Genomic DNA, 25,798 nt, shown 5'->3' with positions numbered 1-25,798 from the left:
GGCTAAACTTCTTTTTCAATAAATGGTATATCGGTGGAAAAAATTTCTATAATCAGTTTCTTGAGCTGTTCGACATAAATTTCCAATGTTTCAGAGGTTATTTCATAATCTGTTTTACCTCGGACGCTTTGTTTTGTACCAAATTTAAGAAATCCTTCTTTCAAATTTTTAAAAGAAATAATTCCTGCTTCAAAAGGAGTGCTCAATAGTCCGTTCTTTTGTTGCATCAATGCATATGCCAATACTTGAATAACCTTACTATTATCATAAGTATCTGTCAAACCTTCCCATCCCATTAAAACAACGTCAGCTTTAGCGACTTTTCCGGTTTTATAATCAATAATTCGAGTAACTCCATTAAGTTGGTCAACCCGATCGACTTTTCCTTTGATAAAAATGTCGCTATCTATTTCAGGAATATCAATCTTAGCCTTCAATGATTGTTCTATAAAAAGTATTTTAAGCTGGTTCCCAGCTTTTACCTGTTTGAGTTCCGATTTTAAGAATTTGAGAATGTAGCGCTTCGCCACTTCAAAAATTAACAGGTTTTTTCCTGCCTTAATGTCCAACGCCGTGTACTCCAATTTGAACTGGGCGGTAACCTCAGAATCAATTTTTGAGATCATTTCCTTAATGGTTTCTTCATCAAGAAATTCACCTTCTAAGGGTTTATAAAAATTTTCTAAAGTATTATGAATTACGGTTCCCAACGTATTTGCAGCTACGGTCTCTTCAACTTCGTCAGTCTCTGTTAAACCAAGGACATATCGATAATAAAAATCAACAGGATTTCTAATATACGTGGTTAACGCAGAAGGTGACAAACCATAATCGGCAAGCTTGGTTATAGCAGTGAGCATGTCCGCAGTTTTATCGAATTGTCGAGCCGTGTTGACTATTTTAGGCACATTTGAAGTAACCACTTGTTCCTTAACGATATGATTCGGACAGGTATCTAATACTAACTGGTGCAGGAATCTGCTTTTTTCTCCGCCACCTACTCCTTCGTTCTCAGTATTATACAATAGATAGATATGCTTAGCACGTTGTAACAGCCGATAAAAATGATAGGTATAGATAGCATCTTTTTCTTTATACGTTGGTAAATTGTAAGCTTTTTTTAAATCAAAAGGGATAAAAGAATTTGAGCTTTTGCCTGCAGGAAGCACCCCTTCGTTAACTGAAGTTAAAATAACAGTTTCAAAATCTAAGCATCTTGATTCCAACATTCCCATCAACTGTAACCCTTGAAAGGGTTCTCCCTTGAAGTCAAGAGTTTCTGAGGCTAGCAAATCCCTATACAGCCTGTGTAAAGCAGCAATGGTTGTGAGATGTGAAAAATCAGATTGTAACGTTTTTAATTTATTGAAGATTACGTAAAAGTGATAGCTATATTCAATCTCCAGTGCGTTCAGCTCAGGATCTAACTTCTCTTTTATCAATTGTATCAAGGTTGAACATTTGGATAACGCACTATCCACCGTGTTCCACGGTTCAAAAAGAAGTTCGACAATATCTGCTTTTTGGTCGCCAACAATATCCTTCAGCTTGGTCGTTGATACATAGACAAGGTTCTCCTTAATAATTGTATTTCGTATTACTGCAGCCTGATCACCTAACAACCAAAATGCAGCAGGAGCGCTTATTATGTTGTTAATCAACTTATAGTACCCTCCTTTCTGCTGAGCGGTTTTATGAAACTCAAACAAATACTCAAAAAAGGCTGCGATAGGTGCTTCTTTGAGTGGCATACCCATTGTTATATTGAGTGCCGGTATTGAGTCGGGTAATGAATTAAGTGTGGGTAGCAGTAGCGACTCATCAGCTAATACTACTGCTGTCTGCTCTAGCGCATCTTTGGGAATTTTAGACACCAACTGCCCTACATATTTAGCCTGACCCACATTTTTGGGAACTCCGATAATTTCAAAAGTTTTATTTTGGCTAAAATGTTCTCCCATCCAGTTAAAAGGTTGTTTTTTATAAAACCCCCAAGAATTCTTATAATTCCTAAGAAATAATGAGGCCTCGTGATAACTGTTTTCCATAAAAAAATTATCCGCATCCCAAAAAATAGTAGCCTGATTTCTCTCTAGCATATATTGGAAAATATGTTGCTCTGCATTATTAAGAGCATTGAAGCCAAGAAAAATATGAGTGTTTGAATGTTGCTGTGCATATGTATCAATTTGCGCAGCTGCCTCACGATACAGTAAGCCTTGATATCCTATGTTTTTTTTAATGAGTTGTTCACTAAAATTTTGATAATACCGATGTAAGCTTTTCCAAAATTGTATATAATTCTTAACTAAGGGAGTCTTTTTTTCTTGCAGATACCAGTGATTAATATCTTGAATACTTGATAAATACGAAAAAAAATCTTGGTGATCTACACAATATCGATCAATTTCATTGAAATCATGAATCAAGGTTTGCGCCCAAGCACTAAAATTTTCGAAGCTTTCTTTTTGCTGCTCTGGATAGGTTGTCAGATAGGTTTCATAAAATTCAAAAAGAGTAGCAATTGAGTCTATTCCTTGCAAGCCTGAGACCTCTTCAATAAAATCTTCTATACTATAAATTTGAGGTGCAAAAAATGTGCGATCTGAATAGAACGAAAGTAGTTCTTTCTTAAGAAACAATCCGGCTCGTTTACTTGGTACTACAAAGATTAGATCGCTAATAGTATCGTACTCTCGATCGATCTGAATTACAACTTCTTGCAAAAATGTTCTCATGTAGTAGTTTTGATTAACTGGTAGATGCGGAAGTTAATCAAATATGAGATAACAATAAAAAACAGAACATAAAAAAAGCGTCCCGAATTATCGGGACGCTTTGATATATTTTAACAGTTTGTCTGTTGAATTACTCTTTTACCAAGTTAATTTCAACACGTCTGTTTTGCGCTCTACCAGCTCTAGTTCTGTTAGAAGCGATTGGCTTATCTTCACCATATCCAACAGCAGATAATCTAAACTGATCTACACCGTTTTCAGTTAAGTAGTTCTTAACAGAGTTTGCTCTAGAATCAGATAATCTCTGGTTAAGTTTGTTACTACCTGAACTATCAGTGTGACCTTCTACAGTAAACTTAGAGTTAGGATATTCTTGTAAGATTGCAATGATATCGTTAAGTACTCCGTAAGACTGTTTCTGGATAGAAGATTTACCTAAGTCAAACAAGATAGTCTTAGCATACTCATTTAAAGTCTTCTGAACTTCTTCAGTTACTTCAGGACATCCGTTGTTTGCAACAGTTCCAGCAACATCAGGACAGTTATCATCTTTGTCTAATACACCATCACCGTCTTTATCTTCGTAAGGACATCCGTTGTTCGCAGCAGGACCAGCTTCGTTAGGACAACCGTCTTTAGCATCAGCGATACCATCACCATCAGCATCAGGACAACCGTTAAGCTCAGCTAAACCAGCAACAGTAGGACACTCATCCTTAGGATCCGCGATTCCGTCACCATCAGTATCAGGACATCCGTTGAATTCTGCAGTACCTGCAACATCTGGACAATCATCTTTACCATCAGTGATACCATCACCGTCAGTATCAGGACATCCGTTAAATTCTTTTAATCCAGGAACTTCTGGACACTCATCATCTTTGTCATATACTCCGTCACCATCAGTATCTTTACCTCCGAATGCGAATGTTAGACCAGCAGAATGTTGAAAGTGAGTTGGAGGATAGTTGCTTACATCATACTCTTCGAATACGTGCTTGTACGTAGACTGTAAGTTAAAAGCTAAATTCTCAGTTAACCAGAAATTAAAACCTAAAGAACCATTTAATGTTCCTGCACCAATCTCATCTAACCAAGTGTATCCACCACCAACACCTAAATAAGGATCAAACCATTTAGTGTTTAAAGCGTTTTTGAAGCTGTAAGAGATCATACCATCTACAGCGTAGTATGATAAATCATCAACAGATACATTAGTACCGTCTTCAAGCTCACCTGCATTTTCTATTTTATTAACTGTACCACCTACAGTAAAAGTAAATCCATCACCAATATATCTACCAACAGATAATTTTGATACAGATGGAAGGATATTCCAATGATCTCCAGCATTGAAATATTCGTCAAAGATCTCACCTTGATTAGGTAAGTCTCCTCCGGTAGGAAAAATGTCAACAGCATTAACGCCAATCGATACTGCCCAAGGGTTGTTTTGATCTTGTGCATTCGCAGTACTGAACCCAAGTACTAATAACGAAGCCACTAAAAATCTGCTAAGATGTTTCATATTCAATAATTTAATTTTTAAGTGTTAATTAGAGCAAATGTAATATGTTAAAAATTACTGTCAAAGACAAAACTAATAAATTTTTCTTAAAAGGCCAGTATCTATCACTGTTTACAAGCCCTTCAAGCAATTTTATCTATACAATTTTAGTTTTAAAAACATAAGACATTTAACCTAATAAACGCCAAATTCACATATTTATTTTTAAAATTTTGATACAAGTATACTATAAATTTTATTAGAAAAAATATTTTTGTAGGAAAAAATGCAGTATTTTATATGAATCGAAGCGCTATTTCTTCGTCACTATATACTAGTATTCTATTCTTAATCTTATACCCCATTTTTTTCATAAGTTCCCCATAATCATATATTTGCTCGGCATGTGAACCGGAATAAGTTCCCGTTTTATAATCTAATATGGAAACATTAAGACCTTTTAAAATTATACGATCGGGACGATACGATTTACCATTGGAAAAAATTTCTTTTTCATTCAAAATCTCATATTCTTCACTAAAATATTCTGATAACCTGGGATGTGTTACGATATTAATTAAACCTTTTTTTAGCAATTTTTGCTCGGTTTTAGCAATTAAACCTTCTTGTAGTCCTTGATCTATTACAGAGTCAACATCCTGCGCATACATGACTTTTGACATCAAATAATGCAAAAGATTCCCTTTTTCTATAGCAGTTTTCTGATTTGTATTCCAAAGGAGTCCGGAATTGGTAACAATTTTTACATTTTTACTTCTATTGGAGTAATAAGTATTTGTGGCGTGGGCGCTTTGCGTTACTGTAACTTCTCCTTCGGTTGATGGGCGTTCGAACTTTCCGAAAACATATTCCATCTGATCCGGTTTCCATAGTCCACATTGTTCTAAGTAACCGATCAATTTTCCAGAAAACTTATTTGAATTTGGTTCTTTTTTTACAGTCAACTCACACTTTGACAAAACATATAATTGCTCTTCAGCTCTAGTAAATGCCACATATAACAGATTAAAAGCATCCAGCTCAAGCTGCGCTTTTCTTTGCTCAACTAATTCTTGTCCATACGCACTATACTCGGCAATCTCTGATGAGTAGTTTAATAAAACTTCGGTAAACCCAGCTTCGTTATCTGGAAAAGGAAACCATGTTTTTGGTTCTATTTCTCTATAAATATCCACGTTAGCGTATGGATAAATAACACATTTAAATTCTAATCCCTTAGCTTTATGAATTGTCATAATGCGCACCGCGTCTTCCCCTTCGGGTGCAACAATACTCAATTTGGTTTTTTTTGCACTCCAATAGGATAAGAATCCAAGTATCCCTTCTTCGTGCTGTTGCTGATATGAAAATACAGTGTCGAGAAAAAACTGAACATAGCTTCCGCCTGTTTCATGCAAATTAAACGTACTTACTATATATTCTACCACCTCATAAAAGGGGAGCTTTAACAATTGATTAAAATCAAATTCAATTTGAAATTCGCTTAATATTGTTGTCCATTCTTGTTGTTCTGCATGAATCGCCTCTTTGATAAACCTATGTGGATCATTAATCCTATAATGTATCGCCAAAAAATGCAAAAGCTCAGTTTTGGTTATTGAATCCTGAGGGTATAAGCTCCAGGTAAGCATGGATACTATAAACTGTACTTCGGGTGCATTATTAATAAGTAAGGTTTCAGATGAAACTATAGTAATTGATCTTTCTGTGAGATAGTCTGCAACGTGTGTTCCCTCTCTTTGCCTTCGGGTAAGAATACAAATATCTCTTAAGGCGTACCCCTTTTTACAAAGCTCCAAAATGGTATCATAGACAGCTTCAGGATACCTTTCATTCTCTTCATCTACATTTTTTGCTTCAATGAAAGAGAGATTTATAAATCCTCCTTCTTTTGAATTGTGTAATTGCTTATTCCCTTCTTCATACAGCTTTGTATGACTTGTATCGCTAAAGTCTTTTGACAAATACGTAAAAAAGTCATTGTTGAAATTTATGATTTCGGCACAACTTCTATAATTGGTGGGTAAATTTAACACCTCTTTATCCGAAGTAGAGAATGGACTATGTTGTTGAGAAAGTTCGATAAATTGCTCTGCTCTGCCGCCTCTCCAACGATAAATGGCCTGTTTTGCATCGCCGACTATAGTCAGCTTTCCGCGTTTTCCAGTTAAGGTTTCTGTCGTAATAGCATTCTCAATTAGCGGAACTAGGTTGGTCCATTGTAAGGAAGAAGTATCTTGAAATTCATCTATAAAATAATCCCGGTACCGCTCTCCTAACCGTTCATAGATAAACGGGGCAGGTTGATCCTGTATAGCATCACTAATTATCTCATTAAATTCTGAAATTAGTAAAATATTTCTTTCTTTTTTGATCGCTGTTAACTCCTTATGTATTGCACTCAGTATAGAAAGAGGCACTAGATTTTTGAGAATGTTCTGAACGAATTTCAGCTCATAAAACATGTTTTTGGTCGTCAAAAAGGCATTTACAACAAAGGGGCGAATTTCATCAATACTATCTTTTTTGGTTTGAACCAACGTCTTAGTATAGAAATCTGTTGTCTCTATTGCTTGTTTCCATCCGGCTTTAAAGTCTATTGCTCCATTTTTTTCGATCATTTTCTTAAAATGAGCAGGAACATAGCCGTCTTTTCCCTTAAAATCAGTAGGATCTAAGCCACTGATCTCTATCAAGTTTAACACCTTCTCGGCAAGAGCTTTTATTTCACTCTGAAGTGTTTCCTGCTGTTGAAGCAGGAGTTTTTGAAAGTTTTTAAAATCCTCAGTACGCTTATTCGAAAGCTTCTCAAGATGTATTCTATCATTTTCACTAAAAAGAAGCTTCGCTACTTTGTTTAGCTCTATGGCGATATCCCAACTCTTGTCGTCATCTAATTTGTTAAAGGCAAAATCCAATATCGTTTGTGTCAGTACCCGATCTTCCCCAATTCTAGCCACCACTGCATCCACAGCTTCACTAACCAAGGTTTCGGTATCCATTTCAATTTCAAAATTGACGGGTATACTTAAGTCATGAGCAAACGTACGTATGACCCTATGGGTAAATGTATCAATGGTCACAATATCAAAAGCTGCATAATTATGTAAGATGCTTTTAAGGATTTGATCTGCTTTTTTTTGAAGTTTTTCCGTCGTTAGTCCTGTTTCCTGTGCTAACTCATTGAGTAATCCCTCGTACTTCTGTGACACTTGTTTAGATGCTATTCCTACCAGTGAGTCCAGAATTCTGCTCTTCATTTCGGCCACTGCTTTATTTGTAAAAGTTATGGCCAAAATGTTTTTATACGCTTCTTTGTAGTCTGCCATTAGTAAACGTACCAAGTACTCACGTACTAAGGTGTAGGTTTTACCTGCACCTGCTGCAGCGTTGTATACCGTAAAGGAGGAAGTGGATTTCAAATTTTTTTTACTAAAATACTAAACCTCGTTTACCTATTCTTCCTACTTCCTGATTATTCTGTATGAAAAAACTTAATTCTAGTAATCTGATCGCTTCCGCTTGACGGATAATCACATACAAACAGCAGTATTTGAGCTGATTCAAAGCATTTTTTTATTTTAGATAATTTATAACAGTTAATAGTTTTAAATCCTATACCTAATTGTTAAATTTGAGCTTATTATTTTTTTTAACTTAAAAAGTATACTATGTCATTCGAATTACCGAAATTAAACTACGCTTTTGATGCGTTAGAACCTAATATAGATGCACGTACCATGGAAATTCATCATGGTAAACATCATGCGGGATATACCAGCAAGCTAAATGCTGCTATTGAAGGTACTGATCTTGAAGGAAAGACTATTGAAAACATTCTTATTAATCTTGATCTCTCTAACAAAGCGGTTAGGAACAATGGGGGCGGATTTTATAATCACCGATTATTTTGGGAGGTGATGTCTCCAAACGGAGGAGGAAAACCAAGTGGAGAATTAGCTGAAGCAATTGATGCTGCATTTGATTCTTTTGAAGCATTTAAGGACGCATTTTCAAATGCTGCTGCAACTCAGTTTGGTTCTGGTTGGGCATGGTTATGTGTGCATAAAGGCGGTAAATTGGAAGTATGTGCAACACCTAATCAAGATAATCCTTTAATGCCGGAAGTTGGCTGTGGAGGAACACCAATTTTAGGCATTGACGTTTGGGAGCATGCCTATTATTTAAATTATCAAAATCGTCGTCCCGACTATGTGAATGCATTTTTTAATGTAATTAACTGGGAAGAAGTAGCGAAGCGTTATGCTGAAAATAAATAAGAAGCTAGATAGCGAATATAATAGAGAGACATCAATTTGGTGTCTCTTTTACTTTAAAAATATGCCGCTTCGATGTTAAAGGTTGCTTACCACCCACTATATGCTCACCCATTACCCGCTGGACATCGTTTTCCGATGCAAAAGTACGAGCTACTGCCTAAGCAGTTACTTCACGAAGGCACCTGCATAGATTCAAATTTCTTTCTACCCGACTTTCCCGATCTTAATGCTATTTACGCGGCACACTGTCCAGATTACGTTCAACAATTAATAGATTTAACCCTAGACTCAAAATCCATTAGAAAAATTGGTTTTCCTTTAAGTAAGGAATTAGTCGATCGTGAATTATTGATAGCAGACGGATCTATCAAGGCGGCTGTTTTTGCGCTAGAATATGGTGTTGCCTTAAATATTGCAGGAGGCACTCATCACGCATACAGTAATCGAGGAGAAGCCTTCTGCTTACTCAACGATCAAGCCATAGCAGCCAGGTATCTGCAACAGCACCATGCTATTAAAAAAATACTAATTGTAGATCTGGATGTGCATCAGGGAAACGGAACTGCCGAAATCTTTGCTAATGATACCTCTGTTTTTACATTCTCCATGCACGGCGCTTCTAACTACCCTTTTAAAAAGGAAATTTCTGATTTGGATATTGCATTACCCAAGGAAACATCGGATAAAGATTATTTACATATTTTAAAAGATACCTTGCCAACATTAATTGAAGAACAGCGTCCTGATTTTATCTTCTACTTATCGGGTGTTGATATTTTATCTAGTGATAAACTTGGTAAAATTAATTGCACGCTAGCCGGATGTAAGGAGCGAGATCGCTTCGTGTTGAGTGTGTGTAAAGAATATCAACTACCTGTTATGTGCTCTATGGGTGGTGGGTATTCCCCCGATATTAAAACAATCATAGAGGCCCATGCTAACACTTATCGGGTAGCTAAACATTTGTTTGACTGATTTTTGTAGCTAAAATTTATTGTATCTTCGGTGTTAATTGCAAAGAAATATGGAAAAAAAATGTCCCGAATGTGGTGAAAAAATCATTGGGCGCGTCGACAAAAAATTTTGTAGTGATTATTGTCGTAATGCACACAATAACAAGCTCAATAAGGATACTACGAACCTTATTCGCAATATTAATAATCGGTTACGGAAAAATTATAGAATTCTAGAGCAGCTCAATCCTGAAGATAAAATTAGAATCCCCAAAAGTTGGCTTACCTCAAAAAATTTTGACTTTGATCATTTCACAAGTATCTATACCACCAAAACCGGAAATGTGTATTATTTTGTGTATAATCAAGGATATCTCGCGTTAGAAAATGATTTCTATGCATTGGTCAAAAGAAAAAGCTAGTCCTTTAAAAATCTCTCCAATGTTGACTATTCATCTTGAGAGCAGCTTTCATAACATCCTTTTGACTAATCTGTCCGATTAACCTGCCCTCTTCCAAAATAGGAAAACGTCTCCTTTTAGTCTCTATAAATTTATTTGCAGCATCAAAAATGCTGGCATTACCATCTATAGTCTCCACATTTTTAACCATAAATTTATCTACCGTTGCATCATCAATTGGCATATTGTAATACCTGCTTTCGTTGAGTTGTTTTATACAATCTCCTTCAGAGATAATTCCCAATAGTTCGTACCGATGATTCACCACAGGTCCACCTGATATTTTATGCTTTACCAAGGTTTCAATAACCTCCATCACCGATTGATCCGGAGTAAAGGTTATCAATTCTCTCGTCATATAATCAGAAACCTTAATTCGGGTCTCATCTTGTTTCTTTGTTTTGGATCGCGCCCCTATAAAACTTATAATTCCCATAACGTATCATATTTAGCTCATCTTAAATATAATGATTTTCAATGATTTAATAGGTGTTAAAATTCACTCTTGTAGGTAAAATCTTATTTATTATCTTTAGCTAAACCCAAAGTCAATGAAAAAATACCCCGCATTCCTTTCGACATTACTTATTATACTCTCAGTATGGTATATATTTTACAGCAGCAAACCCCAGTCGATTACTACATATGATACTCCCTTAACAGAGTTTTCAACTCTTAGAGCTTTGGACCATGTTAAACAACTGGCAAAAGCACCTCATTATTTAGGGAGTGAATCGCATAAAGATGTTCAGGCTTATATTCTTAAAGAACTTGATAAACTCGGACTAAAAACTGAGATACAAACAGGTTTTTCTATATATAAATCAGGAGATGCAAGTAAACCGGAGAATATTATCTCCAGAATTAAAGGAAGCGACCCATCGTCCAAAGCGTTATTACTTCTAACCCACTACGACAGCGCAACTCATTCGTCCTTTGGCGCTAGTGATGCCGGTAGCGGTGTTGCAACAATCTTGGAAGGGTTACGCGCCTATTTGACTACCAATCCACAACCAAAAAACAATATCATTATCTGTTTTACAGATGCAGAAGAAATCGGGCTCAATGGTGCAGATTTATTTATGAAGAAACATGCCTGGGCCAATGATATCGGACTTATTCTAAATTTTGAAGCCAGAGGTAGTGGAGGGAACTCCTTTATGCTGATGGAAACCAATGGAAAAAACGGTAATTTAATTAACGAATTCTCTAAGGCTTCGGTGCAATACCCGGTTACTAATTCTCTTGCCTATAGTATTTACAAGATGTTACCTAACGACACCGATTTAACGGTTTTTAGAGAACAAGGAGATATTGAGGGCTTTAACTTTGCATTTATTGATGATCATTTTGATTATCATACGGCTAATGATACTTGGCAAAATCTGGATCTCTCCACACTGCAACATCAGGGAAGCTATCTCTTACCCTTACTTCGCCATTTTGCTACCACAAATTTGTCAAAACTAAAATCAGATAAGGACTATATTTATTTTAATGCTCCGATAGTTAAGCTTGTCAGCTATCCATTCAGCTGGATTCATACCCTTTGGATACTAGCTGTTATAATTTTTATCCTCCTATTGTTTTATGGCAGAATAAACTATCGCTTGGGAATCAAAGACGGGTTAAAAGGAAGTGCCGCTTTACTATTATGTATTCTATTAGCAGGGGGGCTTACTTATGGTGGCTGGTTATTACTCAAAGTTATTTATCCCGCATATAACGAAATTCAGCATGGCTTCACATACAATGGCTACAATTACATCATGGCTTTTACATTACTCTCTGCGGCTATCTGTTTTAAAATATTTGGACACTTATACAAAGAGCGCAATCAAGCAAGTCTATTAGTTCCTGTTCTAATTTTCTGGATATTCATTTCAATACTTTGCGCATTTTATCTTGAGGGAGCCAGTTATTTTATATGGCTAGTATATTTTGGTTTGATTCAGCTGTTCGTATTAATTAGGCAAAAGAAACCCAACAGCTTGTTGATGGTCTTGTTGTCATTTCCTGCTTTATATATTTTACTCCCGTTTATAGCGAGTTTTCCGGTAGCTTTGGGACTCAAAATGCTACCCGTAGCATCGGTCCTGACCGTTTTATTATTCGCGCTTTTAATTCCGATATTCAGCTTTTATAAAAACCAACGTTGGTATGGTACGGTCTTCTTGCTAGGGTCTATCGGCTTTTTTATACTTGCCCATACTACATCCGATTTCAATGAAGTGCGTCAAAAACCCAACAGTCTAGTGTATATATTGGATCGAGATGATAATAGAGCAAATTGGGCAACCTATGATCACATAGTAGATTCATATACCTCACCGTACTTCTCTGAAGAAAATAAAGACAATGCTATGCTCAACAGTACAATTATCACTAGCAAGTATGGCATTGGCTTTACCAAAAGCAGTACGGCACCTTATAAAAACATTCCTGCCGCCACCGTTACTATTATAAACGATACAATACTGGATGATACACGTAGGCTACAAGTACAGATAACACCAAATAGAAAATTAAATAGGTTGGATGTATACACACAAAAACTTATCAACTTTAACTCTTTTGCTATTAATGGTGAGAATGCTTTAGATTTGAACTATGACGATAAGACGTATCACGTTTTTACCAAAAGATGGAATAAGAAGCTGTTTACTTATTATGTAAAAGATGATGATCCAATTGAACTTAGCATTGAAATACACGCTTTAACTGAACCGACTTTTACGTTATTTGAATCCTCATACGACTTATTAACGCATCCAGAATTTCAAATTGCCCCCCGTACCTCTGCAATGATGCCTAAGCCTTTTATACTTAATGATGCGGTCATCGTCAAAAGTTCTTTTACTTTTGAACAGCTTAAAAAAGTAAACGATTCGATTACTGAAATTGAAATAGAAGAATTTTCCAAAAATGAATAAAGCAGTAAGTATATTAGGGTTAGGTTGGCTAGGATTACCGTTAGCGGAAGCGTTTTTATCCGAAGGGTATACCATAAAAGGATCTACCACCTCTGAAGCTAAACTTGCAGCTATACAGAGCAAGGGAATTACAGCATTCTCGATTACGCTTACCGAAACTGCTGTAAAAGGAGATGTGAAGAGTTTTCTAAAAGATAGTGAAGTACTAATTATTGGCATTCCGCCAGGGTTACGACGCGATCCATCCAGTGATTTCGTGAGCAAAATTCTCAAATTACTACCATCTATTGAAGCTTCCACAATTCAACACGTTTTATTTATTAGTTCAACCACGGTTTTTGAAGATAAAAAAGAATTTCCTGCAATCATCGCTCAGACGATACCAAATAGTGACTCAGAAGCCGGAAAACAGTTGGTTTTGGTAGAAAAATTATTACGAAATAATTCCAATTTTACCACGACAATTTTACGCTTTGGGGGACTCATTGGTGGGGATCGCCATCCTGCCACCATGTTATCAGGCCGAACGAATGTTCAAAATCCTGAAGCTCCGGTAAATTTGATTGAACGAGAAGATTGTATTCAACTTATTTTAAGAATTGTGGAAAACAACGCATGGGATAAAATATACAATGCTGCGGCACCCAACCATCCCACAAAAGCTGAGTATTACACGACTGAATGTTTAAAGCGAGAATTACCGCTCCCAAAATATGACTATATGAGTGTTTCGAAAGGTAAAATTATTGACTCCAAAGAAATTCAGAGAGATTTGGGGTATGAGATTAAGGATGTATAGGGAGTCCTAAAATACAATAAAAACATAGGGGTGAGCTTACAAAAGTAAATACTTACTACTCGGATGTACCACAAAAAATCCCCTGCACTTAAAAGAAAAGACAGAGGATTTACACACAAATTATAATTTTTACACAGTGGGTAGTGCTATTCCACCAGGACCACTTCCTTCCCAACCCCAGTCCGGATTAAAAACTCCGTCCCAAACAGGTAAGTGATCTATTTCTAAATTGTTTGCGGTATGTATACTGCCTCCTGATATTTCGTTGATTTCTGTACTAGTAAGATTTTTATAACATTTCATGTCTATTGGTTTTAATTACAACACAATAGTACGGGTTAGATGTTTCATTTTTTGAGACTTAAGGTGATAAAGTAGAGAAGCTTAAAAATTTATTGAGGAGCGTTCCAACCGATCATAAAATGCTCAATCAAAAAGTATAAAAACTTTGCTATGATTAAGAGAGAAACAATAATTCCTATCCACTTAAGAAGTTTGCTTTCTTTCATTGTTTAAAGGTTTTCGAGATTTAATTCTTATAAATTATTAACACAAAAAGAAAGAAGATTAGTACAAAAATGAATAATAACCAACAGGAAAAAAGGGTTTACGATCTTATCGGTAAAGAGCTTATTAGCCATAATATAAACAGCGATATAAAAATAGCCCATGATAAAAGCAGCTAAAAGATAAGGAACGCTGTAAAAATGATTAATAGCAAAAAAGAAGGCTGTTATAAACAAACTAATTATTTTGCGGTATTGATTCTTTTGAATGTACAATAGGAACTCATACAGCCCTACCAATAAAAAAGTTTCAAATAATGGTGCTATTAAAACTGCTGCAAAAAGTTGATGCAAAATATGTTCATCCCTTACTGGGTTGATAAGATTCTTTGCTCCAAACAGAAAACTAAATAATAAAGACACTACAGTTGACAACAAAAGTTTTAAAACAATTATAGCAACAGCAAACTGCCACCTTGGTTTATCTCGCCAAAAGAGTACTCCTTTTTTCAACGAAATACTTGTAAGGGCGTTGACTTTAAAAAGTGATGTTGAATAGAGAAATTTATTTTTGGTTTTCAATATTAATGGTCTTATGCTCCTCTTTGTCATCTCTACCATTGGTGTATCCAATTAGTATAATAGCGACTAAGGTTGCTACGCCTACCCAAATTAAAATTTGTCGTTTATTGATATGAATTTTCATGTTATTCTATTAACTATATTAAATTTTACACAATAATAGTTCATGGTACTTTCGATACTAACTATAATTGCTTTTTCTTGTAAAGAAATGGTATATGATATAGAACCATCCAAAAAACCCATGTAATAATGCTAATAAGATAGATTTATTTTTATCCCAAGAAATTATCATAGCCAAAACTGCTCCTACCTGAATAGGTTTCTTTAAAAAATTTAAGTCTTCAATATTCATAGTTATTTCTAATAGTAAAAGGTCATCTAGCGATCTACATCAAATCGCTAATGTTACAATGGTTTGATAGTTTCTTTTAAGTAGAACTCAATATCTGTTTGCTATTCAAATGAATTTGATATCAGAAAAATGTCTTCGAGTTTGATGTCGAAGTCATTTATTAGTAAAACTCTATATATACTAATGACCGAACAGACCCATTTTAAAGTGTTCCCAATCCGAAAAAATAGTGTAGAAGAAAATCAATGACACTAAAAAAATAATAGTTTTCCATGTTCTGTTTTTCATAATATAGTGTTTATGTTTAAAAGTTAATGGGCCCCGCCAGCATAGTGTCCTCCATACTGAGCTACAGCGCTAATTGTGCTCATAGCGCTTCCTCCACCTAGTAACCACCTAACAGCAAGACCAGCATCATATGCAAAACATCCACCTTCAGTGTTAATTAATTCTTTGATTTCTATTTCTTCAAATTTAGTTAAATCTTTCATTCTATTTTACTTTAATAGTATACAAGTTTTGAGCTCTTCCGAAGAGACCGTCTTTAAAATGTTCCCAATCACCCATTATTTCAACTGCTGCAGCTATTATAAGACCTGCTGCTACTGTTGCTCCGAGGTCTCCGCCAAAGGTTACCGTTTGATCCTGAGAATTCAGCTCCAACACTGATAGTTCATTTAAATTTTTCATCATTTCATATTTTAATAATTAATACTTTTTTCTTTTTATATCATAAAGTTTCGTCAAACTGAATGACAGTTGTTTCGTATTGTAAAACCTATAAAAAGAACAGCGTATTTCCTTGTATACTATAAGTATACAAACGCACCATCTCATTTTATGGGACAGTTGAAAAAGTTATGTATAACAAAAGAAAATTTTATCTAAATAAAATATAGATCCCTTTATGAGTCCATTATTTTAAAAGATCAGAGAGAATAAAAGGGGAAGTACGGATATTAGATTTAAAGTAAAATGAATTAAAACAGCATATAAAATACCTGCTCTTATACGTATATAACTGAAATACGCACCCATAAAAAACTGAGGCAAAATAAAAAATGGAATAAACAAAAGATGATAAGCTTTCATGTATTCGTAGTTATTGATATGCACAGCGCAGAAAAGAAGTAAACAATAAAAGAAATAGTAGTTATAATGAGCTTTGACTTTCTTTATAAAAAAATCAGCAAAATATAGATACGTTAGTATTAGTACTATTAAAGATGCAATTATGCTTAACGTCCAATATTCACCAGGAAAGAATAGTGTACGAAATACATACAGGGTTTGGACAGAAAGACTAATGGATAAAAAAACCTTGTTGACTTTAAGACTTAAACGAAAGGCTAATTCTTCTAATATTGGAGCAACGATTAGAGTATTAATAAATCTTGAGCTTATCGATCCAAAACTTGAGCCCGAAGCCTTTTCAAAATAAATTTTTAAAAAATCCTCATCTAAAAGTCCGAGTAAAGGATACAAAAGACTGATAAATAACAAAATTGGCAAAGCTATCAGAATTATAGACTTTAAAATTTGTCTACCGTTGAATGAACTCTTGTAAAAAACTTGTTCCGGATTCCTTAAAAAAAGTATGTACTCTCTCATTCGCTTTTAAATAACTAAGCCACTAAATTAATATAGTGGCTTAACCATATAGACTTAAATAGTAATTTTAATGATGCAAAAAATATCCAATTGCATAACCTATACTATAGATTAGGAGTAAACTAAGTAGAATCAATTCACCGATTATAGCTGTTCTCTTTTGGTTAGATAATTTTTTCATTTAATTTAAAATTTTATTTATAAATATTGATATTAAATGACTTAGTTATATATCAATGAAATTTATGCGAATAATATGCCACCACTATATAAAGGAGAGTTATACATACAATAACGTTAGAAATGGTTGTATTTTTGACAGTTTCATTATTATAAATTTAAGTTATTATCATTAGAGAGACTATTTATATCAAAATAGTCTCTCTTATATTTTTCAAAAAATCAATATATGATTTAATTAGCAATTATAAGAATTATGAACCCATCAAAATACACACCACCACCCAGAGGGCACTTCGAAGTCTGCTCATCTATTGCTATGGTTTCTGCTGTTTTTAAAATTTTGAATAATTCTAAGCGTTCTTTCTCATTATAAACAAATCGTATCCCAAATCTATTTTTTTCGTTATATAAAAACCAAATTTTTGATAAAAAGGAATATTAGTCAAAGAGGAGGTCTCCAAATACACGGGTGATTTCTTATGCTTTTCGAGAATTTCTTTAAGAAATTCGCTTCCAATTCCTTGGTGTTGCGAGCGTGGATCTACTCCTAAATACCACAAATGAATAAAATTTTCATTTGGATGATTTTGCTTTAAAATTTTTTCACGTTTTGAAACTGGAGAAACACGTCTCAGACCAATACAATTAATGGCTAAATTTAAATTCCATAACAGTCCTCCTAACGTGGTTTTCTTTTTATTAGATTCTAACAATATACATGCAGCCTTTTTATCAGATGATAAATAAATTTTTCCGAATCTCATGCCCTTATAAAATGAGTAATTGATGAGCAACTTTATTCGCTTACTTCTTTTTTGATCCTGCTTAACTACATAATTTATTGATTTATTAGTGTCAAAAGAAGCAGAAATTATTTCTACAACTGTTTTTTTATCATTTGAAGTAGCTTCTCTCATGTATTTATAAACATTATTTTTTTTAAATTTTGATTTTACTAGTAAATTAATAATCTGCCCAGAATACAAATAAAGCAACTATAATTATAAGATGCTTTATAAGAAACTAATATTCAGTTTACATATTTGTTACTAACTTTACCCTAATTACATTATTATGAAACAATACCTTTTTACACTCTTACTATTTTCTTTTTTTAATACTTACTCTCAAGACAATCTATTAAATCAAATTATACATAATCCCCTAAGCAAAAATGCTCCCCCGACCGATTATGAGAGTGATCATTGGTATTATTTAGATTATGAAAAAGATACTATTTTGGGGATTAGCCTGGAACGTGCGTATGCTGAACTTTTAAAAAATAAAGAATCCAGACCGGTAGTGATTGCAGTCTTAGACACTGATTTTGATATGTCTCATACGGATATGCAAGGTCAATTCTGGACGAATAGTGATGAAATACCTGATAATGGAATCGACGATGATGAGAATGGGTATATAGACGATATTCATGGATGGAATTTTTTGGGAACACCCGATCACAGGAATGGTCTAAAATTTATACGAATGGAAGAAACCCGTATCGTTGCCAAGTACGCTCAGCAATTTAAGAATAAAGATTCCTCTCAAATTAAAGCGAAAGATCGTATAGTTTATCAAACCTATTGCAAAGCTAAAGCATCGTATGACTCTGTAGCAGCATCCCTGACTAGAAAAATTAAAAAAAGTGCTGATTATATTAAGGAAAAAAGTGAGGTAACTAAACGACTACACAGCCATATTGCCGATACAGTACTTACTATAGAAAAGCTGGATGCTATACAAACTAAAGATAGTCTCGTTCTCAAAGATATAAAGTTTGCTAAAAAATATTTGAAAAAAGGAGAAGATGATCAAAAATTATTGGATTATCTGGAGTTTAAAAAGAAATCCTTAGAAATCTGTATGAACCTCATAGAGGACTCCCGAAAACAAGTAGGCGATGATCAGCAAAATATAAAGGATATAGGATATGGTAGTAATACGTTAGGCGAAAATGTAGATGATTTAAGTCATGGTACTAAAGTGGCGGGTATCCTTAGTGCTTTAAGAAATAATGGTAAAGGAATCGATGGCATATCAAATGCTATTAAAATAATGCCTTTATACTTCTCAGCGGTTGGGGATTATACCGACAAAGATCTGGCTTTAGCGATACGTTATGCGGTAGATAATGGCGCCCATATTATAAACATCAGTCATGCTAAAGATTTTTCTATGCAAGAGACATGGGTAGACGAAGCATTATTGTATGCAAATGAGAAGAACGTTCTAGTTGTAGCGTCTGCAGGGAATGAAAATATTAACCTGGATCAAGAAAAAAGTTTTGACGATCACTATCCTGATGATATCAATGAACAGGGCGAAGAATTTATTCCAAATCTTATTAAAGTAGGTGCTATTAATCCACAAGCTAACGATATAAAATGGGAATCATCTAATTATGGTAAAAGTTTTGTTGATCTATTTGCTCCTGGCATGTTTATAAAAGTATTATATCCTAATGATAAAACTAATTACGGTGGTGGTACCTCGTGTGCCGCACCCATGGTTGCTGGGGTGGCCGGGTTAATCAAATCTTACTATCCTAATCTTTCGGCTATGGAGATCAAAAATATCATCTTAGACTCCGGTATCTCCTATACTATTGATGTAGAGGTTGAACAAGAGGATGGCTCCAAAAAAACTATCCCATTCTCAGAACTTTCAAAATCAGGAAAAGTAGTAAATGCCTATAATGCCATTCTTATGGCAGAAGAGGTTGCTAAGGCAAAAGGGAAAACAAAGTAATAATATAGAAAAAGTAAAAGTATAATTTTTTTGATTGAAAAATTATCGCTCGTTCAAACTATAAGTTTTAAACGCTATTAGCAATAACCATCGGTTAAATAAAAACGAACGCTTATAAAAAATGGTATCTCAAAGAGGATACAAAATCAGGTAGGTTCTTAGTTTTTAGAAAAACTGTGCTCATTCTATGAAAAATCTGGATAAATAAGTATCTTTCTATTTGTCTGCTTAGACATACTCTTCCATTCAACTAATTCACAAAAATGAGCATAAAGCTTTTAAAACTATTTTTATTGATAATATGCATTTCTTGCAAAAGCGAAGAACACTCTCAAAGCCTATTGATAAAGGTAGATCAATCAGTATCAGATACTATTCATGGCACAGTTATTAATGATCCTTTCCGATATTTCGAAAATTCTGAGGATTCAACGGTTTTAAATTGGTATAAGGAAGAAAAAAAATATTCCGATAGTCTCTTAGACAACATCTCGAGTAGAGATGAACTGATGCGTTCTATTAAAGACTTCAATCATAGAGTCTCTTCTGTTCATTCGGATATTAAAATTGCAGGAAAAGATGAAAACATTTCTTTCTTTTTAAAAAATTTACCTTCTAAAAACATCAAAGCTTTATATAAAATAGATGCAAAAAATCATGAAAAAATTATATTTAATCCATTGATTTATAATTCAAAAAGCAAAGATGTCTATGTGATTAATTATTATAAACCTAGTTGGGATGGCAATAATGTAGTAGTTAGTCTCACCAAGAATGATGAGGAAATATCGGAACTTATTGTCATAGATGCAAAAACCAATGAAGTTATATCAAGTGTACTAAAGAATTGTTGGCCTTCTGCCCTGGGAGGCATCAGTTGGCTTCCTGATAGTTCTGGATTTACCTATCAGCACATACCTAATAGTGATATAAATTCTATAAACTATCTATTAGATATAGAGACCCTATTATATGATATCAAAACTGATACTACAAAAATAATATTTTCTAGAAAAAATAATCCCGAAATAAAAATTGAAGAAGAGGATTTTCCAAATATTAGTTTCGAGTCGATTAATTCTAAGTATGTTTTGGCCAGTGTATCTGGAGCTTCGAATTACGTAGATTATTATTATACTAGTTTAAAGGACTTTAAACTAAATCAAATCGAGTGGAAAATACTTTTTAAAAAGGATGACTTAATCAGGGATTTTTTGATTTATGAAGATGAAATAATATATCTAAGCTCAAAAAATTCATCTAATTTTAAGATTTTAAAAAGCCCTATAAAGAATTTACATCAATCTAAAGTATTGGTGGAGGAAGATAATTACGTTGTAATATCTGATATAGCTCTGACACAACAAGGTTTATTTTACGTTAAAACCAAAAATGGGGTTGAAGCGACTTTATACAGGTTAATAAACGAGAAAGAAGTTGCTATTGAACTCCCTAAAAAGTTTGGTCACATTGATTTAATGAATACAGGATCTAATGCCAAAAGGTTATGGTTAGAAACCGAAGGCTGGACTACAATAAAAAAGCGATATAATTTTAACTTTGAAAATAATGCTCTAGAAGAAGAAAAAATAAGCGATGTAGGGAATATAAATTTTTTAAATGATGTAATTATCGAAGAAATTGAAGTCTCTTCAATTGACGGTAAACTAATTCCGCTATCAATAATATATAATAAAGACCTAAAAAGAAATGGTACAAGTAGCCTTTTGATAAATGCATATGGCGCATTTAAATGGTCTAACTCTCCATATTTATATCCTTATTTATATCATTGGGTTAAAAATGGAGGCGTTTATGCAACTGCCCATGTTAGGGGCGGAGGGGAAAAAGGTGATGACTGGCACAAAGGAGGGTTTAAAGAATCTAAACCTAATTCGTGGAAAGATCTAATTACCTGCACGGATTACCTAATTCGACAAAAATATGTCTCAAGTGACAAAACTTCTGTATGGGGAGCGAGTGGTGGAGGTATTACTATTGGACGTGCTATAACTGAGAAGCCGCCTTTGTTTATGGCAGCTGTAATTAGGGTAGGTTTGTTGAACATGATGAGGTCAGAGTTCGCTCCGAATGGTCAAAATCTATCGAAAGAGTTTGGAGCTATCAAAGATTCTTTAGAATCTAAGTTTTTATATGAAATGGACGCTTATCATCATTTGAAAAAAAGAACCTCATACCCAGCTGTTTTACTTACTGCTGGATTAAATGATTCTAGAGTTGCAGTTTGGCAAACTACCAAATTTGCCGCAAAAATGAAGGTTTCTACAATGTCAAAAAAACCTGTTCTACTTAATGTTGACTTTGAAGGTGGTCATGGGTTCGATTCAGTAGAAGATAAAAAAAACAAAGAACTTTTGGATATTATGACTTTTCTTTTTTGGCAGACTGGCCATCCCGATTATCAACCTAAAAAAGACTAGAGTGCTTTAAAGCATTTAAAAACAACCCTGTCCCAAAATAATTACTATATAACAAACAGACTATATATTAAAGAACCTCCAAGCCTAAAACGACCTGGAGGTTTTTACAACGCTTATTTTAAAAAGACTTATCCTTTAAGACTTGCTTTTAAATATTCTCTGTTCATACGTGCGATGTTTTCTAACGAAATTCCCTTAGGACATTCGATCTCACAAGCACCTGTATTCGTACAGTTTCCAAATCCTTCTTGATCCATTTGATTTACCATCGCTAATACACGATCTGTAGCCTCAACTTGTCCTTGCGGTAGCAAAGCGAACTGAGATACCTTTGCAGAAGTGAAAAGCATCGCAGAGGCGTTTTTACACGCTGCTACACAAGCTCCACATCCAATACAGGTTGCAGCATAGAAAGAATCATCTGCTTTTTCCTTTTCTACCGGGATAGCGTTTGCATCAATGGTGTTACCTGAAGTATTAACAGAGATATAACCTCCTGCATGTTGTATGCGATCAAAGGAAGTCCTGTCAATCACCAAATCCTTTATTACCGGAAATGCTTTTGCTCTGAAGGGTTCTATGGTGATGGTATCACCATCTTTAAATTTACGCATATGCAATTGGCAAGTCGTTACCAATCTATCGGGACCGTGAGGTTCACCATTGATTTGTAAGGAACAAGATCCGCATATACCTTCTCTACAATCATGATCAAATTCTACAGGCTCATGACCTTCAACAATGAGTTGTTCGTTAAGAACATCCATCATTTCCAGAAAAGACATATCACCATCAATATCGGTAACCTTATACGCTTCTAGTTTTCCTTTTGAAGTGGCATCTTGCTGACGCCATATTTTTAATGTAAGATTCATATACAATGTAGTTTTTGGTTGTCAGTTGTTTGTTGTTAGTCATTTAACTAACAGCTAGCAACCATCAACTATTTATAACTTCTTGTTTTTAATTCAATGTTTTCATAAACCAGGTCTTCCTTATGAAGTACGGCATCTTTAGGTGCGCCTTTATACTCCCAAGCTGATACAAACTTAAAGTTTTCATCATCTCGCAGCGCTTCTCCTTCTGACGTCTGGTATTCTTCTCTAAAATGACCTCCACAAGACTCATTTCTGTGTAACGCATCTTTTGCAAAAAGTTCTCCTAATTCTAAGAAATCTGCTACACGACCTGCTTTCTCTAATTCTTGATTTTTAGTAGCTGCACTTCCCGGAATTTTCACATTTTTCCAGAAATCCTCACGTAATACGGCGATCTCATCAATAGCTTCCTGAAGCTCTTTAGCATTACGAGACATACCACATTTGTTCCACATGATTTTACCAAGTTTCTTGTGATAATAATCAACAGAGTGTTGTCCGCTACCGCCCATTAATTTCTCAATGCGATCCGTAACTTCCTTCTCTGCAGCTTCAAATTCTGGCGAGTCTGTTGGAATTTTTCCTGTCCTAATATCATCTGCCAAATAATCTCCTATAGTATAAGGCAATACGAAATACCCGTCAGCCAATCCTTGCATTAGTGCAGAAGCTCCTAATCTATTTGCTCCGTGATCAGAGAAGTTAGCTTCTCCTGCTGCATAACAACCAGGAATTGTCGTTTGCAAGTTATAATCAACCCAAAGACCTCCCATAGTATAGTGTACCGCAGGATAAATCATCATCGGAGTCTTGTATGGATTCTCATCCACAATTTTTTCATACATCTGGAACAAGTTACCGTATTTGTTTTCTACGACTTCTTCTCCAAGTTTAATAATTTCAGCTTCTGATGGATTTTTCATCCCAGAAGTTAACGCCTTCTCTTTTCCGTAACGCTTGATAGCCGAAGCAAAATCAAGGTATACTGCTTCTCCTGTTTTGTTGACACCAAAACCAGCATCACAACGCTCTTTTGCCGCTCTTGAAGCTACGTCACGTGGCACTAAGTTACCAAATGCAGGATAGCGTCGTTCCAAATAATAGTCACGATCTTCTTCAGATAACTGTGTGGGTTTTAATTTCCCTTCACGAATAGCTTCCGCATCTTCTTTCTTTTTAGGTACCCATATACGTCCATCATTACGCAGCGACTCAGACATCAACGTTAGTTTAGACTGATGGTCACCTGATACCGGTATACATGTTGGGTGAATTTGTGTAAAACATGGGTTTGCAAAATAAGCACCTCTACGGTGTGCTCTCCATGCTGCCATTACATTACTTCCCATTGCATTGGTACTCAAAAAGAATACGTTACCATATCCTCCTGAAGCAATTACCACAGCGTGAGCCGAATGTCTTTCTATCTTTCCTGTAACCAAATCCCTTGCAATAATACCTCTGGCTTTGCCATCAACTTTTACTAAATCCAACATCTCGTGTCGGTTAAAAGCTTGTATTTTTCCTCGGTTGATCTGACGGTTCATTGCAGAATACGCACCTAACAACAATTGTTGTCCCGTTTGACCCTTAGCATAAAAAGTTCTTGAAACAAGCACCCCACCAAAGGAACGGTTGTCTAATAATCCACCATATTCTCTTGCAAAAGGTACTCCTTGTGCAACACATTGATCGATAATATTTGCAGAAACCTCAGCAAGTCGGTATACGTTTGCCTCTCTCGAGCGATAATCTCCTCCTTTTACCGTATCATAAAACAAACGATAACTTGAGTCACCATCACCCTGATAGTTTTTTGCAGCATTAATTCCTCCTTGTGCTGCAATAGAATGCGCACGACGTGGAGAATCCTGATAGCAAAATGTTTTTACGTTATAACCCAGTTCTGCAAGCGTTGCCGCTGCACTTCCTCCTGCAAGTCCTGTACCTACAACAATAACATCAATATTACGTTTGTTTGCAGGATTGACCAGGTCAACTGTGTTTTTATGATTTGTCCACTTATCTGCCAGTGAACCTTTAGGTATTTTAGAATCTAAAATTGACATAATAGCGGTAATTTTTAATGATTAAAATAATGTACTAAAGCAATCACAACAAATCCCAACGGAATAACGATGGCAAATGCTTTTGCAAATTTTGTGGCTGCAACAGAGTATTTATTATTGAATCCGACAGATTGGAATGAAGAAGCAAATCCGTGCCATAGGTGTAACCCTAAAAACACAAAAGAAATCACATACAATCCTGTACGAATCGGACTCTCAAATTTCTCTACCAACTCCCCATAATAGCGAGTTGTATCCTCTGGAGCAAATTCTATGTACTTGTGTACTATCTCGGGTACCCAAAAATCATAAAAATGCAATCCTAAAAAAGCCAAAACCACCAAACCGGTGATAATCATGTTTCTAGACATCCAAGAAGAGTTTGACCCTCCATCATAACGAGCATAGCTCACATCTCTGGCATTACGATTACGAATTTCTAAAATGAATCCCATAATAAAATGAAAAACAACCCCAAAAATCAACACCGGCTGAAGCAAAAATTGAACAACAAAATTTGTTCCCATAAAATGCGACAATTCGTTAAAAACGTCTGCGCTGATTATAGAAGTGAAATTTATAGTAAAATGTTGTAATAAGAAGAACACTAAGAAAAGTCCTGAAAGTGCCATAGCAACTTTTCTAGCAATTGAAGATTTTATCAATCCACCCATTAGTTAAAATATTTAAATTTTGAAAAACAAAAGTACGCCTCAAACATCTTTTTAAC

At 34.9% G+C, this 25,798-nt stretch carries 21 protein-coding genes; 8 read left to right on the top strand and 13 right to left on the bottom strand.

The window, feature by feature from the left end:
* Positions 1-2: 2 nt before the first annotated feature.
* The 3 genes from ACJRPK_RS02535 to ACJRPK_RS02525 all read right to left on the bottom strand — a co-directional run bounded on the left by ACJRPK_RS02535 (position 3) and on the right by ACJRPK_RS02525 (position 7,688).
* Positions 3-2,738 (bottom strand): PD-(D/E)XK nuclease family protein, encoded by a 2,736-nt coding sequence (locus ACJRPK_RS02535; protein WP_407138295.1) that lies wholly within the window; start codon positions 2,736-2,738, stop codon positions 3-5.
* A 130-nt stretch (positions 2,739-2,868) separates the two neighbouring features.
* Positions 2,869-4,266, bottom strand: coding sequence for an OmpA family protein (locus ACJRPK_RS02530; RefSeq protein WP_407138294.1), 1,398 nt, complete (start codon positions 4,264-4,266; stop codon positions 2,869-2,871).
* 275 nt (positions 4,267-4,541) lie between these two features.
* Positions 4,542-7,688 carry a UvrD-helicase domain-containing protein gene (locus ACJRPK_RS02525; RefSeq protein ID WP_407138293.1) on the bottom strand — a complete coding sequence of 1,049 codons (3,147 nt, stop codon included), beginning with the start codon at positions 7,686-7,688 and terminating at the stop codon, positions 4,542-4,544.
* A 249-nt stretch (positions 7,689-7,937) separates the two neighbouring features.
* Here ACJRPK_RS02525 and ACJRPK_RS02520 point away from each other — a divergent pair, with 249 nt between their 5' ends.
* The 3 genes from ACJRPK_RS02520 to ACJRPK_RS02510 all read left to right on the top strand — a co-directional run bounded on the left by ACJRPK_RS02520 (position 7,938) and on the right by ACJRPK_RS02510 (position 9,921).
* Positions 7,938-8,546: a superoxide dismutase gene (locus tag ACJRPK_RS02520; RefSeq protein ID WP_407138292.1), complete on the top strand. Its 609-nt coding sequence runs from the start codon at positions 7,938-7,940 to the stop codon at positions 8,544-8,546.
* A 72-nt stretch (positions 8,547-8,618) separates the two neighbouring features.
* Positions 8,619-9,521: a histone deacetylase gene (locus ACJRPK_RS02515; RefSeq protein ID WP_407138291.1), complete on the top strand. Its 903-nt coding sequence runs from the start codon at positions 8,619-8,621 to the stop codon at positions 9,519-9,521.
* 49 nt (positions 9,522-9,570) lie between these two features.
* A complete protein-coding gene (locus tag ACJRPK_RS02510; protein ID WP_407138290.1) occupies positions 9,571-9,921 on the top strand; it encodes a hypothetical protein in 351 nt (116 codons plus the stop codon).
* A gap of 4 nt (positions 9,922-9,925) precedes the next feature.
* Here ACJRPK_RS02510 and ACJRPK_RS02505 read toward each other — a convergent pair whose 3' ends face one another.
* Positions 9,926-10,396: a CBS domain-containing protein gene (locus tag ACJRPK_RS02505; RefSeq protein ID WP_148781025.1), complete on the bottom strand. Its 471-nt coding sequence runs from the start codon at positions 10,394-10,396 to the stop codon at positions 9,926-9,928.
* Between the two features lie 115 nt (positions 10,397-10,511).
* On the opposite strand from ACJRPK_RS02505, the gene ACJRPK_RS02500 reads away from it, so the two are divergent.
* Together ACJRPK_RS02500 and ACJRPK_RS02495 are read left to right on the top strand one after the other, a co-directional pair.
* Positions 10,512-12,893, top strand: a complete 2,382-nt coding sequence (locus tag ACJRPK_RS02500) for a M20/M25/M40 family metallo-hydrolase (protein ID WP_407138289.1) — start codon at positions 10,512-10,514, stop codon at positions 12,891-12,893.
* Positions 12,886-13,692 (top strand): NAD(P)H-binding protein, encoded by an 807-nt coding sequence (locus ACJRPK_RS02495; protein WP_407138288.1) that lies wholly within the window; start codon positions 12,886-12,888, stop codon positions 13,690-13,692. Before ACJRPK_RS02500 ends, ACJRPK_RS02495 begins: the two co-directional genes overlap by 8 nt.
* Before the next feature lie 129 nt (positions 13,693-13,821).
* Here the strand turns inward: ACJRPK_RS02495 and ACJRPK_RS02490 are convergent, their stop codons facing one another.
* The 5 genes from ACJRPK_RS02490 to ACJRPK_RS02470 all read right to left on the bottom strand — a co-directional run bounded on the left by ACJRPK_RS02490 (position 13,822) and on the right by ACJRPK_RS02470 (position 15,825).
* Positions 13,822-13,995: a hypothetical protein gene (locus ACJRPK_RS02490; RefSeq protein WP_407138287.1), complete on the bottom strand. Its 174-nt coding sequence runs from the start codon at positions 13,993-13,995 to the stop codon at positions 13,822-13,824.
* 233 nt (positions 13,996-14,228) lie between these two features.
* Positions 14,229-14,780 (bottom strand): type II CAAX prenyl endopeptidase Rce1 family protein, encoded by a 552-nt coding sequence (locus tag ACJRPK_RS02485; RefSeq protein WP_407138286.1) that lies wholly within the window; start codon positions 14,778-14,780, stop codon positions 14,229-14,231.
* On the bottom strand, positions 14,764-14,904 hold the full coding sequence (locus ACJRPK_RS02480; protein WP_407138285.1) for a hypothetical protein: 141 nt from the start codon (positions 14,902-14,904) through the stop codon (positions 14,764-14,766). Before ACJRPK_RS02480 ends, ACJRPK_RS02485 begins: the two co-directional genes overlap by 17 nt.
* Before the next feature lie 542 nt (positions 14,905-15,446).
* The gene (locus ACJRPK_RS02475) at positions 15,447-15,626 is read right to left on the bottom strand and encodes a hypothetical protein (protein WP_407138284.1); all 180 of its coding nucleotides are present in this window, start codon (positions 15,624-15,626) and stop codon (positions 15,447-15,449) included.
* A gap of 1 nt (position 15,627) precedes the next feature.
* On the bottom strand, positions 15,628-15,825 hold the full coding sequence (locus tag ACJRPK_RS02470; RefSeq protein ID WP_407138283.1) for a hypothetical protein: 198 nt from the start codon (positions 15,823-15,825) through the stop codon (positions 15,628-15,630).
* Between the two features lie 544 nt (positions 15,826-16,369).
* Between ACJRPK_RS02470 and ACJRPK_RS02465 the strand changes: the two genes are divergently transcribed.
* Positions 16,370-16,576 carry a hypothetical protein gene (locus ACJRPK_RS02465; protein ID WP_407138282.1) on the top strand — a complete coding sequence of 69 codons (207 nt, stop codon included), beginning with the start codon at positions 16,370-16,372 and terminating at the stop codon, positions 16,574-16,576.
* A 703-nt stretch (positions 16,577-17,279) separates the two neighbouring features.
* Here the strand turns inward: ACJRPK_RS02465 and ACJRPK_RS02460 are convergent.
* Positions 17,280-17,846, bottom strand: coding sequence for a GNAT family N-acetyltransferase (locus ACJRPK_RS02460; RefSeq protein WP_407138281.1), 567 nt, complete (start codon positions 17,844-17,846; stop codon positions 17,280-17,282).
* A 157-nt stretch (positions 17,847-18,003) separates the two neighbouring features.
* On the opposite strand from ACJRPK_RS02460, the gene ACJRPK_RS02455 reads away from it, so the two are divergent.
* Together ACJRPK_RS02455 and ACJRPK_RS02450 are read left to right on the top strand one after the other, a co-directional pair.
* On the top strand, positions 18,004-19,680 hold the full coding sequence (locus ACJRPK_RS02455) for a S8 family serine peptidase (protein WP_407138280.1): 1,677 nt from the start codon (positions 18,004-18,006) through the stop codon (positions 19,678-19,680).
* A gap of 263 nt (positions 19,681-19,943) precedes the next feature.
* A complete protein-coding gene (locus ACJRPK_RS02450; protein WP_407138279.1) occupies positions 19,944-22,121 on the top strand; it encodes a prolyl oligopeptidase family serine peptidase in 2,178 nt (725 codons plus the stop codon).
* A gap of 128 nt (positions 22,122-22,249) precedes the next feature.
* On the opposite strand, the gene ACJRPK_RS02445 is transcribed toward ACJRPK_RS02450, so the two are convergent.
* From ACJRPK_RS02445 to ACJRPK_RS02435, 3 genes are all read right to left on the bottom strand, one after another.
* The gene (locus ACJRPK_RS02445) at positions 22,250-22,996 is read right to left on the bottom strand and encodes a succinate dehydrogenase/fumarate reductase iron-sulfur subunit (RefSeq protein WP_407138278.1); all 747 of its coding nucleotides are present in this window, start codon (positions 22,994-22,996) and stop codon (positions 22,250-22,252) included.
* 68 nt (positions 22,997-23,064) lie between these two features.
* Positions 23,065-25,068 (bottom strand): fumarate reductase/succinate dehydrogenase flavoprotein subunit, encoded by a 2,004-nt coding sequence (locus ACJRPK_RS02440; RefSeq protein ID WP_407138277.1) that lies wholly within the window; start codon positions 25,066-25,068, stop codon positions 23,065-23,067.
* A gap of 14 nt (positions 25,069-25,082) precedes the next feature.
* A complete protein-coding gene (locus tag ACJRPK_RS02435) occupies positions 25,083-25,742 on the bottom strand; it encodes a succinate dehydrogenase cytochrome b subunit (RefSeq protein WP_407138276.1) in 660 nt (219 codons plus the stop codon).
* Positions 25,743-25,798 lie beyond the last annotated feature (56 nt).

The organism is Aquimarina sp. 2-A2, assembly GCF_045505135.1.
Lineage (GTDB): Bacteria > Bacteroidota > Bacteroidia > Flavobacteriales > Flavobacteriaceae > Aquimarina > Aquimarina intermedia.
This window is presented reverse-complemented; position numbering and strand designations above follow the sequence as displayed.

Bases quoted from the DNA above. Each gene is read 5' to 3' on its own strand.
- ACJRPK_RS02510 (WP_407138290.1), top strand. From the start codon at position 9,571: ATGGAAAAAAAATGTCCCGAATGTGGTGAAAAAATCATTGGGCGCGTC.
- ACJRPK_RS02460 (WP_407138281.1), bottom strand. From the start codon at position 17,846: ATGAGAGAAGCTACTTCAAATGATAAAAAAACAGTTGTAGAAATAATT.
- ACJRPK_RS02505 (WP_148781025.1), bottom strand. From the start codon at position 10,396: ATGGGAATTATAAGTTTTATAGGGGCGCGATCCAAAACAAAGAAACAA.
- ACJRPK_RS02490 (WP_407138287.1), bottom strand. From the start codon at position 13,995: ATGAAATGTTATAAAAATCTTACTAGTACAGAAATCAACGAAATATCA.
- ACJRPK_RS02435 (WP_407138276.1), bottom strand. From the start codon at position 25,742: ATGGGTGGATTGATAAAATCTTCAATTGCTAGAAAAGTTGCTATGGCA.
- ACJRPK_RS02520 (WP_407138292.1), top strand. From the start codon at position 7,938: ATGTCATTCGAATTACCGAAATTAAACTACGCTTTTGATGCGTTAGAA.
- ACJRPK_RS02465 (WP_407138282.1), top strand. From the start codon at position 16,370: ATGCTTAACGTCCAATATTCACCAGGAAAGAATAGTGTACGAAATACA.
- ACJRPK_RS02500 (WP_407138289.1), top strand. From the start codon at position 10,512: ATGAAAAAATACCCCGCATTCCTTTCGACATTACTTATTATACTCTCA.
- ACJRPK_RS02445 (WP_407138278.1), bottom strand. From the start codon at position 22,996: ATGAATCTTACATTAAAAATATGGCGTCAGCAAGATGCCACTTCAAAA.
- ACJRPK_RS02475 (WP_407138284.1), bottom strand. From the start codon at position 15,626: ATGAAAGATTTAACTAAATTTGAAGAAATAGAAATCAAAGAATTAATT.
- ACJRPK_RS02450 (WP_407138279.1), top strand. From the start codon at position 19,944: ATGAGCATAAAGCTTTTAAAACTATTTTTATTGATAATATGCATTTCT.
- ACJRPK_RS02470 (WP_407138283.1), bottom strand. From the start codon at position 15,825: ATGAAAAATTTAAATGAACTATCAGTGTTGGAGCTGAATTCTCAGGAT.
- ACJRPK_RS02530 (WP_407138294.1), bottom strand. From the start codon at position 4,266: ATGAAACATCTTAGCAGATTTTTAGTGGCTTCGTTATTAGTACTTGGG.
- ACJRPK_RS02515 (WP_407138291.1), top strand. From the start codon at position 8,619: ATGTTAAAGGTTGCTTACCACCCACTATATGCTCACCCATTACCCGCT.
- ACJRPK_RS02455 (WP_407138280.1), top strand. From the start codon at position 18,004: ATGAAACAATACCTTTTTACACTCTTACTATTTTCTTTTTTTAATACT.
- ACJRPK_RS02480 (WP_407138285.1), bottom strand. From the start codon at position 14,904: ATGAAAATTCATATCAATAAACGACAAATTTTAATTTGGGTAGGCGTA.
- ACJRPK_RS02535 (WP_407138295.1), bottom strand. From the start codon at position 2,738: ATGAGAACATTTTTGCAAGAAGTTGTAATTCAGATCGATCGAGAGTAC.
- ACJRPK_RS02440 (WP_407138277.1), bottom strand. From the start codon at position 25,068: ATGTCAATTTTAGATTCTAAAATACCTAAAGGTTCACTGGCAGATAAG.
- ACJRPK_RS02495 (WP_407138288.1), top strand. From the start codon at position 12,886: ATGAATAAAGCAGTAAGTATATTAGGGTTAGGTTGGCTAGGATTACCG.